Annotated in this window: 17 protein-coding genes and 1 other annotated feature; all 17 genes read left to right on the forward strand. The window is 40.7% G+C overall.

Going from position 1 to position 16,258, the window contains the following annotated elements; translation table 11 throughout:
- Positions 1 to 119: 119 nt before the first annotated feature.
- Positions 120 to 590 carry a CtsR family transcriptional regulator gene (locus C406_RS0112595; RefSeq protein ID WP_017380993.1) on the forward strand — a complete coding sequence of 157 codons (471 nt, stop codon included), beginning with the start codon at positions 120 to 122 and terminating at the stop codon, positions 588 to 590.
- An 11-nt stretch (positions 591 to 601) separates the two neighbouring features.
- The gene (locus C406_RS0112600; RefSeq protein ID WP_017380994.1) at positions 602 to 1,144 is read left to right on the forward strand and encodes a UvrB/UvrC motif-containing protein; all 543 of its coding nucleotides are present in this window, start codon (positions 602 to 604) and stop codon (positions 1,142 to 1,144) included.
- On the forward strand, positions 1,134 to 2,234 hold the full coding sequence (locus C406_RS0112605; protein ID WP_017380995.1) for a protein arginine kinase: 1,101 nt from the start codon (positions 1,134 to 1,136) through the stop codon (positions 2,232 to 2,234). The genes C406_RS0112600 and C406_RS0112605 overlap by 11 nt, the downstream gene beginning before the upstream one ends.
- Positions 2,224 to 4,674 carry an ATP-dependent Clp protease ATP-binding subunit gene (locus C406_RS0112610; protein WP_017380996.1) on the forward strand — a complete coding sequence of 817 codons (2,451 nt, stop codon included), beginning with the start codon at positions 2,224 to 2,226 and terminating at the stop codon, positions 4,672 to 4,674. The genes C406_RS0112605 and C406_RS0112610 overlap by 11 nt, the downstream gene beginning before the upstream one ends.
- A gap of 61 nt (positions 4,675 to 4,735) precedes the next feature.
- Complete coding sequence (radA, locus tag C406_RS0112615; protein WP_017380997.1) at positions 4,736 to 6,112, forward strand: DNA repair protein RadA; 1,377 nt, start codon at positions 4,736 to 4,738, stop codon at positions 6,110 to 6,112.
- A 168-nt stretch (positions 6,113 to 6,280) separates the two neighbouring features.
- Positions 6,281 to 7,360, forward strand: a complete 1,080-nt coding sequence (locus C406_RS0112620) for a PIN/TRAM domain-containing protein (protein ID WP_017380998.1) — start codon at positions 6,281 to 6,283, stop codon at positions 7,358 to 7,360.
- An 84-nt stretch (positions 7,361 to 7,444) separates the two neighbouring features.
- The gene (gene ispD / locus C406_RS0112625; RefSeq protein WP_017380999.1) at positions 7,445 to 8,140 is read left to right on the forward strand and encodes a 2-C-methyl-D-erythritol 4-phosphate cytidylyltransferase; all 696 of its coding nucleotides are present in this window, start codon (positions 7,445 to 7,447) and stop codon (positions 8,138 to 8,140) included.
- Positions 8,141 to 8,617, forward strand: a complete 477-nt coding sequence (ispF, locus tag C406_RS0112630) for a 2-C-methyl-D-erythritol 2,4-cyclodiphosphate synthase (protein ID WP_017381000.1) — start codon at positions 8,141 to 8,143, stop codon at positions 8,615 to 8,617.
- A 56-nt stretch (positions 8,618 to 8,673) separates the two neighbouring features.
- A complete protein-coding gene (gene gltX, locus C406_RS0112635) occupies positions 8,674 to 10,137 on the forward strand; it encodes a glutamate--tRNA ligase (protein ID WP_017381001.1) in 1,464 nt (487 codons plus the stop codon).
- 65 nt (positions 10,138 to 10,202) lie between these two features.
- Positions 10,203 to 10,425: a binding site (T-box leader), on the forward strand.
- A 234-nt stretch (positions 10,426 to 10,659) separates the two neighbouring features.
- Entirely contained in the window at positions 10,660 to 11,322 is a 663-nt protein-coding gene (cysE, locus tag C406_RS0112640; protein ID WP_017381002.1) for a serine O-acetyltransferase, read from the forward strand.
- Positions 11,319 to 12,719, forward strand: coding sequence for a cysteine--tRNA ligase (gene cysS, locus C406_RS0112645; RefSeq protein ID WP_017381003.1), 1,401 nt, complete (start codon positions 11,319 to 11,321; stop codon positions 12,717 to 12,719). The genes cysE and cysS overlap by 4 nt, the downstream gene beginning before the upstream one ends.
- Positions 12,716 to 13,147: a Mini-ribonuclease 3 gene (locus C406_RS0112650; RefSeq protein ID WP_017381004.1), complete on the forward strand. Its 432-nt coding sequence runs from the start codon at positions 12,716 to 12,718 to the stop codon at positions 13,145 to 13,147. Before cysS ends, C406_RS0112650 begins: the two co-directional genes overlap by 4 nt.
- Complete coding sequence (gene rlmB, locus C406_RS0112655; protein ID WP_017381005.1) at positions 13,144 to 13,896, forward strand: 23S rRNA (guanosine(2251)-2'-O)-methyltransferase RlmB; 753 nt, start codon at positions 13,144 to 13,146, stop codon at positions 13,894 to 13,896. Before C406_RS0112650 ends, rlmB begins: the two co-directional genes overlap by 4 nt.
- Before the next feature lies 1 nt (position 13,897).
- On the forward strand, positions 13,898 to 14,407 hold the full coding sequence (locus C406_RS0112660; RefSeq protein WP_017381006.1) for an NYN domain-containing protein: 510 nt from the start codon (positions 13,898 to 13,900) through the stop codon (positions 14,405 to 14,407).
- Between the two features lie 71 nt (positions 14,408 to 14,478).
- Positions 14,479 to 15,126: an RNA polymerase sporulation sigma factor SigH gene (sigH, locus tag C406_RS0112665; protein WP_017381007.1), complete on the forward strand. Its 648-nt coding sequence runs from the start codon at positions 14,479 to 14,481 to the stop codon at positions 15,124 to 15,126.
- A gap of 273 nt (positions 15,127 to 15,399) precedes the next feature.
- Entirely contained in the window at positions 15,400 to 15,585 is a 186-nt protein-coding gene (gene secE, locus C406_RS0112670) for a preprotein translocase subunit SecE (protein ID WP_017381008.1), read from the forward strand.
- Between the two features lie 104 nt (positions 15,586 to 15,689).
- Entirely contained in the window at positions 15,690 to 16,223 is a 534-nt protein-coding gene (nusG, locus tag C406_RS0112675; RefSeq protein ID WP_017381009.1) for a transcription termination/antitermination protein NusG, read from the forward strand.
- The last annotated feature ends 35 nt before the right edge of the window (positions 16,224 to 16,258 follow it).

The following is a 16,258-nucleotide window of genomic DNA, read 5'->3' on the forward strand; positions in this document are numbered from 1 at the left end:
CACTCTTATCCCCCCTTATATAATAAAGTCAAAGATAGTCAAAGTCAGGGTTTTCTTAAGTTGGCTGTAGGTATTAATCGTGACTCGCACTCAGATCTAATCTTTTAGGAGGTGATTGTATGCGGAATATTTCGGATATTATTGAAGGATATTTAAAGAAAGTTATCGAATTAGATGGTAAGGGGCATATTGAGATTAAACGAAGCGAAATTGCTGAACAATTTCAATGCGTGCCTTCGCAAATAAATTATGTAATTAACACACGTTTTACTGCAGACCGAGGCTACCTTGTTGAAAGTAAGCGGGGGGGCGGAGGCTATATTCGGATTGTTCGCGTACGTGCACACACGAAAGCGGAGTTAATTGAAACAATTTTAGTGAGTTTAGAGCTTGGAGCGTCTCAAACAATGACGGAAGACATTGTGTTCCGTTTAATCGATGAGGATGTAGTGACCAGGCGTGAAGCGAAGATGATACTCGCCGCGCTTGATCGGACAACGCTCAAATTACCTTTGCCGCATCGTGATGAAGTGCGTTCGCGCATCATGCAAGCGATGCTCTTAACACTCAAGTATGAACAGTTAAAGTGAGGCTAGCGCAGATGATATGTGAAAATTGTAAACAGCGACCGACGAAAGTAACCGTCACGCAGATACTTAATGGGGAACAAGTGCAACGTCATTATTGTGATGTATGTGCACAGGATTTCCATCCGTTTCACTTAGATTTACAAGATCCACTTTCACTACATCAATTATTATCAAATTGGTTCGGTATTCCAGAAAACCAACAGCTACAGCAAAAGCAGCAAACTGAAGCAACTAGCTGTAGTTCGTGTGAATGGACTTTCCGGCAGTTTTTAAAACAAGGGAAGTTTGGTTGTGCACATTGTTATGAGAGTTTTCACGAACAATTGCCAGAAGTTTTTAAGAAATTGCATAATGGAAACGTCAAACATGTTGGGAAAGCGCCAAGTACATTTGGTCAAACCCTTAAATTAAAAAGGCAAATTGAGTCTGTGCGCACATTGATGCGAACGGCAATAGAGATTGAAAATTTTGAAGAGGCCGCACTACTTCGAGACGAAGCACGTGCTTTAGAGGAACAGCTACAAAGCGGAGGTGAAAACCGCGATGACAATTGAACGTTTTCTAAATAACTCCGCGACGAGTTGGATGGCTGGGGAGGGCGAGCATTCAGATATTGTAATGAGTACGCGAATCCGACTCGCTCGAAATTTAACGGGGTTCCGTTTTCCACTTTCTTTTACAGAAAATGAAGCGTTACAAGTAGATCAAGCAATTTCTTCGGTTTTACTTGATGCAGAAGCGGAACTTGAGTCGACCTTTTCGTATATAGATATAAAAGAGGTATCTACGCTGAACCGACAAGTTTTGGTGGAAAAGCATTTAATTAGCCCTAAGCTTGCTAATTCGGAAATAGTGGGTTCCGTTTTATTATCAAATGATGAATCAGTGAGTGTAATGATCAATGAAGAAGATCATATTCGCATACAATGTATATACCCAGGACTACAGTTTCACGAAGCATGGCGTCAAGCGGATAAAATTGATGACATCCTTGAAAAACAATTGCCGTATGCATTTGATGAAGAGTTTGGCTATTTAACGAGTTGCCCAACAAATACGGGAACTGGCCTACGTGCATCAGTCATGATGCATTTACCAGCGCTGACGATGACCAATCAAATGAATCGCATTGTAACAGCTATTACACGACTAGGTATGGTCGTGCGTGGGATATACGGAGAAGGTAGCGAAGCTCTTGGTAATATATATCAAATGTCCAACCAAACGACACTTGGGAAATCAGAGGAAGATATTTTAACTGATCTGCAAAGTGTTACTGAACAAATAATTAAAAAAGAACGTGAAGCAAGGGCGGCTTTAATACATACCAGACCGAATGTATTGGAAGATCGCTTGTACCGGTCACTTGGCGTGTTAACGTATGCACGACTTTTAACGACAGAAGAAGCAGGACGTTGTTTATCTGATGTGCGTCTTGGCATTGATCTTGGCTTGATTAAAGGAGTCAAAGTTGCAATTTTGAATGAATGCATGATGTTTATGCAACCAGGTTTTTTGCAAAAGTATGCAGGGGTTCCCTTGCAACTTGAAGAACGTGATATATTTCGAGCAAAGTTGTTTAGAGAACGGTTGCAAGTAAATAATAATATAGACGATGAAGGAGAGGAAATTCATGATGTTTAATCGATTTACACAACGCGCACAAAAAGTGCTCCAATTAGCTCAAGAAGAAGCCATCCGTATGAAACACGAGTCCATTGGAACTGAACATATATTATTAGGTTTAATCCGTGAAGGTGGCGGGATTGCTGCAAAAGCAATGGAAGCAATCGAAGTAAGCACTAAAATGATTGAAGAAAACATTGAAGAGCTTGTGGGAATGGGAACTGGGGACGTAGGTCCAATCGTTCACTACACACCGCGTGCTAAGAAAGTTATTGAATTATCAGTAGACGAATCACGTAAACTGGGACATTCATACATCGGCACAGAGCATTTGTTGTTAGCATTAATTCGCGAAGGTGAAGGTGTGGCAGCTCGTGTCCTAAACAATTCAGGAGTTAGCTTAAACAAAGCACGTCAACAAGTATTGCAACTGTTAGGAAGTAACGACCATGTTCAAGCAAGTGGTGGGGCCAATCCTGCAGCGAATACACCAACGCTTGATAGCTTGGCACGTGATTTAACTCAAATTGCACGTGAAGGTAGCTTGGATCCAGTCATTGGACGAAGCAAAGAAATCACGCGTGTTATTGAAGTGTTATCTCGTCGTACGAAAAACAATCCTGTTCTTATTGGAGAACCAGGTGTTGGTAAAACGGCAATTGCTGAAGGTTTAGCGCAACAAATTATTTCAAATGAAGTACCTGAAATTTTAAGAGATCGACGCGTTATGACATTAGATATGGGTACGGTTGTAGCGGGTACGAAATACCGTGGTGAGTTTGAGGATCGCTTGAAGAAAGTGATGGATGAAATTCGCCAAGCAGGAAATATTATTCTTTTCATTGACGAGCTTCATACGTTAATTGGTGCTGGTGGTGCTGAAGGAGCAATTGATGCTTCGAATATCTTGAAACCATCACTTGCCCGTGGAGAACTTCAGTGTATTGGTGCAACGACGCTTGATGAGTATCGTAAATACATTGAAAAAGATGCCGCTTTAGAACGTCGCTTCCAACCAATACGTGTAGAAGAGCCATCAGTTGAAGAGTCCATTCAAATCATTCAAGGTCTGCGTGATCGTTACGAAGCACATCACCGTGTGAAAATTACGGATGAAGCAATTGTTGCAGCAGCCAAAATGTCGGACCGTTACATTTCTGATCGTTTCTTACCAGATAAAGCAATTGACTTAATTGACGAAGCGGGTTCAAAAGTTCGTTTACGTTCGTATACAACACCACCAAATTTGAAAGAATTAGAACTGCGTTTAGAAGCGATTCGTTCGGAGAAAAATGCAGCGGTACAAAGTCAAGAGTTTGAAAAAGCAGCTTCCTTCCGTGATACGGAACAAAAGCTGAAAGAAGAGCTTGAAAGTACGAAGAAAACATGGAAAGAAGAACAAGGCAAAGCAGAGTCTGAAGTAACAGTAGAAGATATCGCAGCCGTTGTATCCATGTGGACGGGAATTCCAGTTTCGAAACTGGCACAAACAGAGTCTGCGAAATTATTAGATTTAGAAAGTACATTACACAAACGTGTAATTGGTCAAAATGAAGCAGTCACTGCCATTTCTCGCGCAGTTCGTCGTGCACGTGCTGGATTAAAAGATCCAAAACGCCCAATCGGTTCATTCATTTTCTTAGGACCAACAGGTGTTGGTAAAACAGAACTTGCTCGTGCCTTAGCTGAAAGCATGTTCGGTGATGAAGAAGCAATGATTCGTGTCGACATGTCCGAATACATGGAGAGACACTCGACTTCACGTCTTGTCGGTTCACCTCCTGGCTATGTAGGTCATGAAGAAGGCGGTCAGTTGACGGAGAAAGTTCGTCGTAAACCATACTCTGTTATTTTGTTAGATGAAATTGAGAAGGCACATCCAGATGTCTTCAATATTTTATTACAAGTATTAGAAGATGGACGCTTAACTGATTCAAAAGGGCGAACAGTCGACTTCCGTAATACCATTGTCATCATGACCTCTAACGTTGGGGCGGAAGCTTTGAGAAAAAACAAATACGTCGGCTTCAACTTGCAAGACGGCGAGCAAAAATATAAAGACATGAAGGGCAGAATGCTTGAAGAATTGAAAAAAGCATTCCGTCCAGAGTTCTTAAACCGTGTAGATGAAATGATAGTGTTCCATGCACTAGAAAAAGAGCACTTAAAAGAAATTGTGACATTGATGACAGGTCAATTGACAACACGCTTAAAAGAACAAGAAATCGAGCTAGAGTTAACTGAAGCAGCACAAGATAAAATAGCTGTTGAAGGCTACGATCCAGAGTACGGAGCACGTCCACTTCGTCGCGCACTTCAAAAGCATGTAGAAGATCGCTTGTCAGAAGAACTCTTAAAAGGCACAGTTTTAACTGGATACAAAGTAGTTTTTGATGTAAAAGATAATGAATTCTTTATTCGTTCAAAAGAGGCAGAGGCAGTAACAGTAGCAGAATAATACAATTTGGGCATTCCGGCGAGACTGTTCGGGATGCCCTTTTTTCTACATAGGAGGAACTATGGCTAAACGTAAAACGAAATTTATGTGTAACTCATGTGGCTATGAATCTGCGAAATGGATGGGGCGATGCCCTGGCTGTAGCGAGTGGAATACGATGGTGGAAGAGGTAGAGGTAGTCGTAAAAGGACCTCGCCGGACTTTCCAACATTCTGAAAATAGTTCACAAAAAGCTTTGCCTATTACAGCGATAGAAACAGATGACGAACCACGTGTGAAAATTGATCTTTCTGAGTTTGATCGTGTACTCGGTGGAGGCATCGTGCCAGGTTCACTAATATTAATTGGTGGAGATCCAGGTATTGGAAAATCCACGTTATTGCTTCAAGTTTCCGCGTTACTTGCCAATAAAGGGCAGCGCGTGTTGTACATGTCTGGGGAGGAGTCTATTCGCCAAACGAAACTCCGTGCAGAGCGACTAGGTGTTGACTCTTCTGAATTATATATATATGCCGAAACTAACTTGGAATTGGTAAACGAAGCAATTGATCAAGTTGAACCGAAGTTTGTCGTTATCGATTCTATCCAAACGGTGCATCATCCAGATGTCACTTCTGCCCCTGGTAGCGTTACTCAGGTGCGTGAATGTACAGCGGAGTTAATGCGCATCGCTAAAACGAAAAATATTGCTATTTTCTTAGTAGGACACGTAACAAAAGAAGGTCAAATTGCAGGGCCGAGAATACTTGAACATATGGTTGATACAGTCCTTTACTTCGAAGGTGAACGTCACCATACATACCGAATTTTACGTTCACAGAAAAACCGTTTTGGCTCAACAAATGAAATTGCTATATTTGAAATGTTACAAGGTGGCTTAAAAGAAGTGCTAAATCCTTCTGAGTTGTTTTTGCAGGAACGTTCACAAGGAGCAGCAGGGTCCACTGTTGTAGCTTCGATGGAAGGCACCCGACCGATACTGGTCGAAATTCAGGCATTAATCACTCCGACTAGTTTTAACTACCCAAAACGGATGGCAAGTGGTATTGATCAAAATCGTGTCCAACTGTTAATGGCTGTATTGGAGAAGCGAGTTGGCCTATTGTTGCAAACGCAAGATGCCTACATCAAAGTTGCAGGTGGAGTAAAGTTAGACGAGCCAGCCATTGATTTGGCTGTATTAACGACAATTGTTTCAAGTTACAAAGATCTAGCAGTAAGCGCCTATGACTGTTTTATGGGTGAAGTGGGATTAACGGGCGAAGTACGTCGCGTGTCACGAGTTGAACAACGCGTGCAAGAAGCAGCGAAACTTGGTTTCAAACGTGCAATTGTTCCTGCATCCAACCTAGGTGGATGGGACTATCCAGAAGGTATTCAGGTAGTCGGTGTCGAAAACGTAAGCGATGCATTAAAAATAGCTTTCCCAAACACGTAATCGTGAGTGGGAAAGTTTTTCCTCTATTTATATTAAGAAACCCATTAAGGGCATTGTGTCTAAAAAGGCATGTCATCACACTTATTGCAAAAGTTTTTCCATATTAGACCACGTCAAAAAGGTGTTCATAAGTGAAAAGATGTATAATTAAAAAAAGGAGGTGGGCTTGTGTTAAAGTGGGTTATTCGAATTACATTTATCTTGATTGGTGGAACGCTCGGGTTACTTTTATTACCGCAATTATACGAACTTATTAATTTATCCTCTAACCCGTGGTTGAACAATCCCTATGTGTCTGTTTTAATAGGGGCCGTTCTTTTGTTTGTCCTTGCAATGTTGATGACTGATTACCTTATTGAGTTTTTAAAATGGATGGAAGATCGATTACTGAATGCGCCGATCGGTGATTTAATGTTTGGCACACTCGGTCTGATTATTGGGCTCAGTGTCGCATTTCTCCTGAGTTTTGCTGTAGATTCGATTCAACTACCGGTAATTAATTCTATTTTACCCGTATTATTAACGATTATTTTAGGTTATCTTGGTTTTCAAGTCGGCTTTAAAAAGCGTGATGAGATTTCACAAATGTTTACTGCGAGCAGAGCTATTGTAGATAAGAAGAAACAAGACGATAATAATCCTCAAGAGCTTCAACAATCATCTTATAAATTACTAGATACAAGTGTTATTATTGATGGCCGGATTTCGGATATTTCGGCAACGGGATTTATTGAAGGCGTGCTTGTCGTTCCTCAGTTTGTCTTGACTGAATTGCAACATATCGCCGATTCCTCTGATACGTTAAAACGTACGCGTGGGCGCCGTGGTCTTGATATATTAAAGCGACTTCAAACGGAACGCGCTTCAGCTTTATTGATTACGGAAGAAGATTTTGATGAAGTTCAAGAAGTGGATTTAAAACTAATGCGCCTTGCCAAGAAGATGGGCGGCGTGGTTGTAACGAATGATTTTAACTTAAATAAGGTGTGTGCGTTACATCAAGTACCTGTGTTAAATATTAACGATCTTGCGAATGCGGTGAAGCCAATCGTCATTCCGGGAGAAAATATGCATATTGTAGTCATTAAAGATGGCAAAGAACAAAATCAGGGCGTCGCCTACTTAGATGATGGCACGATGATTGTCGTAGAGGATGGCAGAGCCAATATTGGACAAGCCATTGATGTCGTTGTTACAAGTGTTCTTCAGACATCTGCAGGACGTATGATCTTTGCAAAAAGGAAGTAAATGAATAGAGGCTGCCATTTCTGTCATCAATGTATGACAGTTGAGGCAGTCTTCTTTTCAATAACGAAAGAGGCGAATACCTAAATGAAGTATATCGTTGTATTACCAGCTGCAGGTAGCGGCAAGCGAATGAAGGCTGGGCATAATAAATTATTCCTAACATTACGTGGTAAACCAATTTTAATTCATACGCTCGATGTCTTTGAACAAGATCCTAATTGCATGGCCATTTGGCTCGCAGTAAAACCTGAAGAGCGCACAATCATTCAGAACATGTTGCAGAACTATCACATTACGAAAGTAAAAGGTATGCCTGCAGGTGGCGATGAACGTCAGCATAGTGTGTATGCCTGCGTGCTAGCAGCTGATGCTACGACGGGATTAATACTCGTCCACGATGCAGCAAGGCCTTTCATAGAACCATCTGTTATTACTAAGTTAACACTTAGAGCATATGAAACCGGTGCAGCCATAGCGGGTGTGAAAGCGAAAGATACCATGAAACGAGTGCGTAATCACATTATCGAAGAAACGATAGACCGTGAACAATTATGGATGATCCAAACACCACAAGCATTCCGTGCTAGCATATTGATAAAAGCGCAGCAACAAGCGGCGCGAGATGGTTTCCTTGGTACCGATGAATCTATGCTTGTCGAGCGACTGAACATTGCGGTGCATGTAGTGGAAAGTACGTATGACAATGTGAAAATGACGACACAAGAGGATTTACTAATTGGTGAGGCCATCTTACAAAAAAGACAGCAGGAGGAAAACTAAATGTTTCGAGTTGGACAAGGGTTTGATGTACATGAATTTGCAGAGGATCGTCCACTTATTATTGGTGGCGTTACGATTCCATATGAAAAAGGTTTAATCGGTCATTCAGATGCCGATGTTTTATTACATACCGTGACGGATGCTGCTCTGGGTGCAATTGGTGAAGGTGATATTGGTCGCCATTTTCCAGATACAGACCCTGAATTTAAAGATGCTGATTCAGCGAAGCTACTCGCGTACATTTGGAACATCGTTGAAGAAAAAGGCTACAAATTAGGCAATGTTGATTGCACGATTATTGCCCAAGCACCAAAAATGGCACCCTACATTAGTCAAATGCGTGACCGTATTGCACAGCTATTACATGCTGAACCGTCTCAAGTAAATGTTAAAGCAACAACGACTGAAAAACTCGGATTTACAGGGCGTGGAGAAGGCATTGCGGCCCAAGCGACAATTTTACTCATTCAAAAATAGCAATGACCTGTGTTAAACTGGACAAAGTTTAGCACATATTCGAGGAGGAACCACATATGACACAAGAAGTTCGCGTACGCTACGCACCAAGTCCAACAGGAAATTTACATATTGGCGGAGCACGCACCGCATTATTTAACTATTTATATGCACGCCATCACGGCGGCAAATTTATCGTGCGTATTGAAGATACGGACATTGAACGTAATATTGAAGGTGGCGAACTATCGCAACTTGAGAATTTGAAATGGCTAGGCATTGACTATGATGAGTCGGTTGATATCGGCGGACCATATGCACCATACCGTCAAATGGAGCGTCTTGATATATACAAAAAACATGCACAAGAAATGCTTGAAAATGGCCATGCATATAAATGTTTCTGTACAACTGAAGAGTTGGAAGTGGTTAAAGATGCACAAAAAGCTAAAGGTATCGCTGCGCCGATGTACAATGGCGCGTGCCGTAATTTAACTAAAGAAGAAGTTGCTGAAAAAGAAGCTGCAGGACTTTCGTATACAATTCGTATGCGCGTTCCGTCTGACGTGACGTATACATTTAAAGATTTAGTTCGTGGTTCGGTAACATTTGAATCAAAAGACGTGGGTGATTGGGTGCTTGTAAAAGCAAGTGGTATTCCAACGTACAACTACGCGGTTGTATTAGATGACCATTTCATGAAGATCTCACATGTTTTCCGTGGAGAAGAACATTTATCAAATACACCAAAACAAATAATGGTATTCCAAGCATTTGGTTGGGAAGCACCTCACTATGGTCATATGACGTTAATCATTAATGAAGACCGTAAAAAACTATCAAAACGTGATGAGTCCATTATTCAATTCGTTGCGCAATATAAAGATTTAGGATACATTCCTGAAGCAATGTTCAATTTCTTTGCACTTCTTGGGTGGTCTCCTGAAGGGGAAGATGAGATTTTCTCGAAAGAAGATCTTATTCGTCTGTATGATGTAAACCGGTTATCTAAATCGCCATCGATGTTTGATAAGCAGAAGTTAATGTGGACGAATAACCAATATGTGAAGCAACTTTCACTTGAAGAAGTGGTTGATCTTGCATTGCCTCATCTACAAAAAGCAGGTCGTTTACCAGCAACGTTGACTGCAGAAGAAAAGCAATGGGCTACTGGCGTTATCGCCCTTTACCATGAGCAAATGAGTTTCGGTGCTGAAATTACTGAGCTAACTGACCTATTCTTTAAAGAAGAACTGACATATGATGAGGAAGCGTCTGCTATTTTAGCTGGTGAGCAAGTTCCGGAAGTCATGGCATCATTCAAAACACAATTAGAACAATTAGAAGCGTTTGAACCTGATCTAATTAAAGCAGCAATTAAAGCCGTTCAAAAAGAAACAGGACATAAAGGCAAAAACTTGTTCATGCCAATTCGTGTTGTAGCAACTGGTCAAACACATGGTCCAGATTTACCGAACGCCATTGCGTTGATTGGTAAAGCAAAAGTAATTGCACGTGTTGAGAAATACACGAAACAATAAGTTTGACTTTCAAACATGATGGTGTAAGAATTAATCTATCATTTGATCAAGCATATACAAGACATTCAAAAGCTTTGATGAGGAGAAGTACATAAGGCGCGCTCTTTAGAGAGGACCACCACTGGCTGAAAGTGGTCTGAGCAAAAGCACTATGGAAATGCACCTCTGAGCGCTCAGCTGAACCAAGTAGTAAGCGAGCCGTATCGTCACGTTATAGACGCCAAGTGGGAAGGTTCGCAACATACCCTTCCAATCAGAGTGGAACCGCGCCATTATAGCGTCTCTGTCAGTTACTGACAGGGGCGCTTTTTATTTTGTGCAAGAAAATAAGATTGAACCCTAAATGCACAGCTATGCCGTAAATGCTTGAAAGAATGTCAACTCAACATGTTAACTAGAGTGTGAGAGGTGTTTGAGTGATAAATCGTCAGTTTGAGCGATAAATATTTCACAGGCGAAATATCAACAATAAACAAAGTAAGTAGTAGAAGTTAGTTATATTAAACTATAGGAGGACTGATGATGTTCGGTCGAATGAAAGAAGATATAGCAGTTGTTTTTGAGCAAGATCCCGCAGCAAGACGTACGCTTGAAGTGGTATTGACGTATTCAGGCTTACACGCAGTTTGGTCACATAGAATTGCACATGCACTTTTTAAACGGAAATTCTTTTTCCTTGCACGCTTCGTATCACAAGTCAGTCGTTTTTTCACTGGAATTGAAATTCATCCAGGTGCAAAGATTGGACGTCGCTTCTTTATTGACCACGGAATGGGTGTGGTCATTGGTGAAACATGTGAAATAGGAAATAACGTGACGATTTTCCAAGGGGTAACACTCGGAGGAACCGGGAAACAACGAGGCAAACGACATCCTACATTACACGATAATGTGTTAGTTGCATCAGGAGCAAAAGTACTCGGGGCGATTACTATAGGCGAGAACAGCAAAGTCGGCGGTGGCTCGGTTGTTTTAAAAAATGTACCACCTAATTCTACCGTTGTAGGAATTCCGGGGACGGTCGTTGTACAGGATGGAATAAAAGTGAATCGAAACTGGGACCACCAAGATATGCCGGATCCAGTTGGCGATAAATGTAATATGCTAGAAGAGAAAATCGCGATTTTGCAAGACCAAGTTGCGCATTTAAATCAACAGATTAAAAAGGAGCGAAACGTAGAATGAGCATTCATATTTACAACACTTTAACTCGCCAAAAAGAACCATTTATCCCGCTTGAAGAGGGTAAGGTAAAAATGTATGTGTGTGGACCAACCGTTTACAATTACATTCACATTGGGAATTCAAGACCAGTCATCGTTTATGATACCGTGCGTCGTTATTTAACGTACCGTGGATATGAAGTTAATTTTGTTTCAAATTTCACAGACGTCGACGATAAAATAATTAGAACTGCAAACGAACTTGGTGAAGAAGTATCTGAATTGACTGACCGTTTTATCGCCGCTTACCATGAAGATATAGGAGCACTTGGTTGCCAAAAAGCAGATTCACATCCACGCGTAACTGAACATATGGATGACATTATTGAATTTATAGGAGTACTAATTGAAAAAGGCTATGCGTATGAATCGCAAGGCGACGTCTATTACCGTACACGAAAGTTTGATGGCTACGGCAAATTGTCTCATCAATCTGTAGATGATTTGAAGATTGGCGCGCGCATTGAAACTGGAGAAAAGAAAGACGATGCACTTGATTTTGCTTTATGGAAAGATGCAAAACCAGGTGAGATTTCCTGGGAAAGTCCTTGGGGCAAAGGGCGTCCGGGTTGGCATATCGAATGTTCTGTAATGGCTCGAGAACTACTAGGCGACACCATTGACATTCATGCAGGTGGCCAAGATTTAACGTTCCCTCATCATGAGAATGAAATTGCGCAGTCAGAAGCCTATACAGGTAAGAAGTTTGCTCGTTACTGGATGCATAATGGCTATATTAATATTGATAATGAAAAAATGTCGAAGTCGTTAGGTAACTTTGTGTTAGTGAAAGACATTCGTCAACAAATTGACCCACAAGTGTTGCGATTCTTTATGTTGTCGGTTCAATACCGTCACCCGATTAATTTCTCACAAGAGCTTGTAGAAAATGCTGAAAATGGTTTAGCGCGTATTCGGACGTCGTATGCAAATTTATCACATCGACTTGATACATCACCTGAACTTGGTGACCACAAAGATATATGGGTAAACAAAATCGAAGAAGTTCGTAAGCAGTTTATAACGTCAATGGACGATGATTTTAATACAGCTAACGGAATTGCTGCGTTATTTGAACTAGCAGGCTTAGCAAATCTATATTTAATCGAAAAACATACAGAAGCAAGCGTACTTTCAGTATTCATGGACACATTAAAAGAACTTGCGTTTATTTTAGGTATTGAAGTAGAAGTAAAATCAGTAGTTCTAGACGCAGAAATTGACGTGCTGATTGAAGAAAGAATACAAGCGAGAAAAGACAAAGACTTCGCCCGAGCAGATGCCATTCGAGATCAATTAAAAGAACTGAACATAATATTGGAAGACACGGCGCAAGGTATACGTTGGAAACGCGGATGAACAAGGACTATTCACTGCGCGTTGAAGATGTAAAACAATTAAACGCACTCGCACTTGCGTATATGGGCGACGCGGTTCTTGAACAAGCGGTTCGAGAACACTTAATTCGTTCAGGGCGAGTCAGACCAAATACATTACACAAAGAATCGACCAAATATGTATCTGCAAAAGCACAAGCGTCAGTTGTACGTGTGTTACTTTCTGAAAAATTTTTGACGGAAGAAGAGGAAGCGGTGCTTAGACGAGGGCGTAATGCAAAGTCTGGCTCCACTCCCAAAAATACAGACGTGCTAACGTATAAATTTAGCACAGCATATGAAGCGGTTCTTGGTAGTCTATACTTGTCGGGAGACTTCGATCGTGTTCGTGAAATCATTGAAAAAACCATTACTATTATTGAAGAACCGAAAGGAGAAACAACATCGTGACTGAATTAAATAATGAAATTTTATCAGGAAAAAACCCAGTATTAGAAGCACTTCGCTCTGGTCGTGATATGAACAAAGTTTGGATTGCGGAAGGCGTTAAAAAAACGGGGATTGATGAGATATTACAACTAGCAAAAGAAGCAGGTATTATCGTCCAGTTTGTGCCGAAAAATAAAATAGATCAACTGACAGACGGAGCAACTCACCAGGGAATCGCAGCATCAGTTGCTGCTTACCGGTATGCAGAAATTGACGAGATTTTCGAACTTGCAGCTGCACGCAATGAAGATCCATTCTTTTTGATATTAGATGAATTAGAGGATCCTCATAACCTAGGATCAATATTGCGAACAGCGGATGCGACAGGTGTTCATGGGGTCATTATTCCAAAACGCCGTGCAGTTGGACTAACGGCGGTTGTTGCTAAAACATCTACAGGTGCGATTGAGCATATTCCGGTTGTACGTGTTGGGAATTTAGTGCAAACCGTTGAAGACTTGAAAAAACGTGGCTTATGGATTGCGGGAACAGATGCAAAAGGATCAGCTGATTATCGTCGTATGGATGCAAAATTACCACTTGCCATTATCATTGGAAGTGAAGGGAAAGGGATGAGTCGACTCTTAACAGAAAAATGCGACTTCCTCTATCACATGCCTATGGTTGGGAAAGTGACGTCATTAAATGCATCTGTTGCAGCTGCCATCTTGATGTATGAAGTGTTACGCAACCGTCAGCCAGTAAGCTAAGATGGATATTTTACTCGTCGATGGGTATAACATTATCGGCGCATGGAAAGAGCTACGTGCTTTGAAGACGGACAAGCTCATAGACGCAAGAGACCGACTAATTGAAATGATGGCGGAGTACAAAGCATATACGGGATGGAGAGTCATCGTGGTATTTGATGCGCATCTCGTCCCAGGTATTGAAAAAAAGAAAAAACAATACGATGTAGAAGTGATTTTCACAGGAAAAAATGAAACAGCAGATGAACGTATTGAAAAATTAACAAATCAGCTCAAGACACGACGTGATCAAATACATGTCGCAACATCAGATATGACTGAACAATGGGTCATCTTTGCACATGGTGCGCTAAGAATATCAGCCCGCGAACTAGAAATTGAAATGGAATTGGTACAAGCGAATATCACCAAACAAATCAAGTCTATTCAAGGACAACGACCGTATTCGAAAATAAATCTTCCTGATGAAATTGCGGAAATTTTCGAAAAATGGCGGAGAGGAATAAAATGAGCCGTTGACGCTCGTTTTCCACTTCCTGTATACTAGGGACTAAACTAAGCAAACCGGCCGAGGTGATACTGTTGATAAAAAGTAACCATGTACACGTTAAGCTGCAATTTGACAAATTACTAGACGACGAGCTTGTTGAACTGGTTCACAATGGGGATACGGACGCTCTGGATTTTTTAATAACCAAATATCGTTCATTTGTACGCATGAAAGCAAGGTCTTACTTTTTAATCGGAGCTGATAAAGAAGATATCATTCAAGAAGGAATGATTGGTCTTTACAAATCGATTCGGGATTTTAGAGGAGATAAACTTTCATCATTTCGTGCATTTGCAGAACTTTGCATTACACGCCAAATTATTACCGCTATCAAAACGGCTACACGTCAAAAGCATATTCCGCTAAATTCTTATGTATCTTTGGATAAACCAATTTTTGATGAAGAATCAGACCGCACTTTAATGGATATGATAACCAATTCAACCATTGACGATCCTGAAAAACTCTTAATTAATCGAGAAGATTTCAATAACATGGAAGAAAAGATGGATGAAATATTGAGTGAATTGGAACGTCAAGTTCTCGCATTGTATTTAGATGGACAGTCATATCACGAAATTTCTGAAGAATTAAATCGTCATGTAAAATCAATTGATAATGCATTACAACGAGTGAAGCGCAAACTAGAGCATCACATTGAAATTGGAGGCGTTCATTAGGAGCATACTTTTGGCTGTTGTTGACAGTCCAAACAGTAGATGATAGTCTTTAAAAAGACAAATGTTAATTATAAATAAGATAAAATGGCTGAAATAGTCATCTTAGGTTGTTTGCAACGTGGTTCGCGAAATATATAGTTCCTGCTTCGGAAGAAGTGTCTAGTGAGCGTTCTAGAACGATAAAGTTTTGTGAAAGTTGCAAAGCGCAAAGAGTTCTTAAGCAAACGTTGTTAGAATAAACATAGATATTTTTACTCGGAGGGTTAAAACAGAATGGCTAATATCGGTGGTTTCCTTGGTAAAGTTGTCTCAGAAATGAGAAAAGTTAGCTGGCCTAAACGTAAAGAATTGACACGTTATACAGTCATCGTTCTTACGACGGTCGTTGTTATGGCATTATATTTCTCTGTAATTGACTTGGGAATTTCAAGTGTACTTCGCTGGTTCCTTGCACTATAATTTGATAACAGATAGTACTTGTTGAAAATAGCCCGTCAGAAACTGAGAACGGGTTTTTTCATTTGTCTAAGAAAGGGAGGGACGGACGAACAGTCCTGCTACTTATGGAAAAGAATTGGTATGTTGTACACACATATTCTGGGTACGAGAACAAAGTAAAAGCAAATCTTGAAAAGCGTGTCGAAACTATGGGCATGTCAGATTTGATCTTCCGCGTCATTATCCCGGAAGAAGAAGAAACGGATTTTAAAGATGGTAAAAAACGCACAGTTATGCGTAAAACGTTCCCTGGATATGTTCTAGTTGAGATTATAATGACGGACGATTCTTGGTACGTAGTACGTAATACTCCAGGTGTTACTGGATTTATCGGTTCTTCAGGTGGCGGCGCGAAGCCAACACCATTATTAGACGAAGAAGTAGAATTCATCTTAAAACAAATGGGTATGACAGAACGTAGACTTGAAGGTCAATACACAATAGGCGAATTGGTTGAAGTTTTAGAAGGGCCATTTGCAAACTTCCAAGGAAAAGTGGAAGAAATTGATGAGACGAAGGGCAAGTTGAAAGTTTCTGTTGATATGTTTGGTCGTGAAACAAAAATGGAACTTGACTTCGATCAAGTTACCAAAATATAAATTTGCGATAGCTACTTGATTAAATTTTAGAAAAA

It is taken from the genome of Paenisporosarcina sp. TG-14 (genome assembly GCF_000297555.1).
Lineage (GTDB): Bacteria > Bacillota > Bacilli > Bacillales_A > Planococcaceae > Paenisporosarcina > Paenisporosarcina antarctica.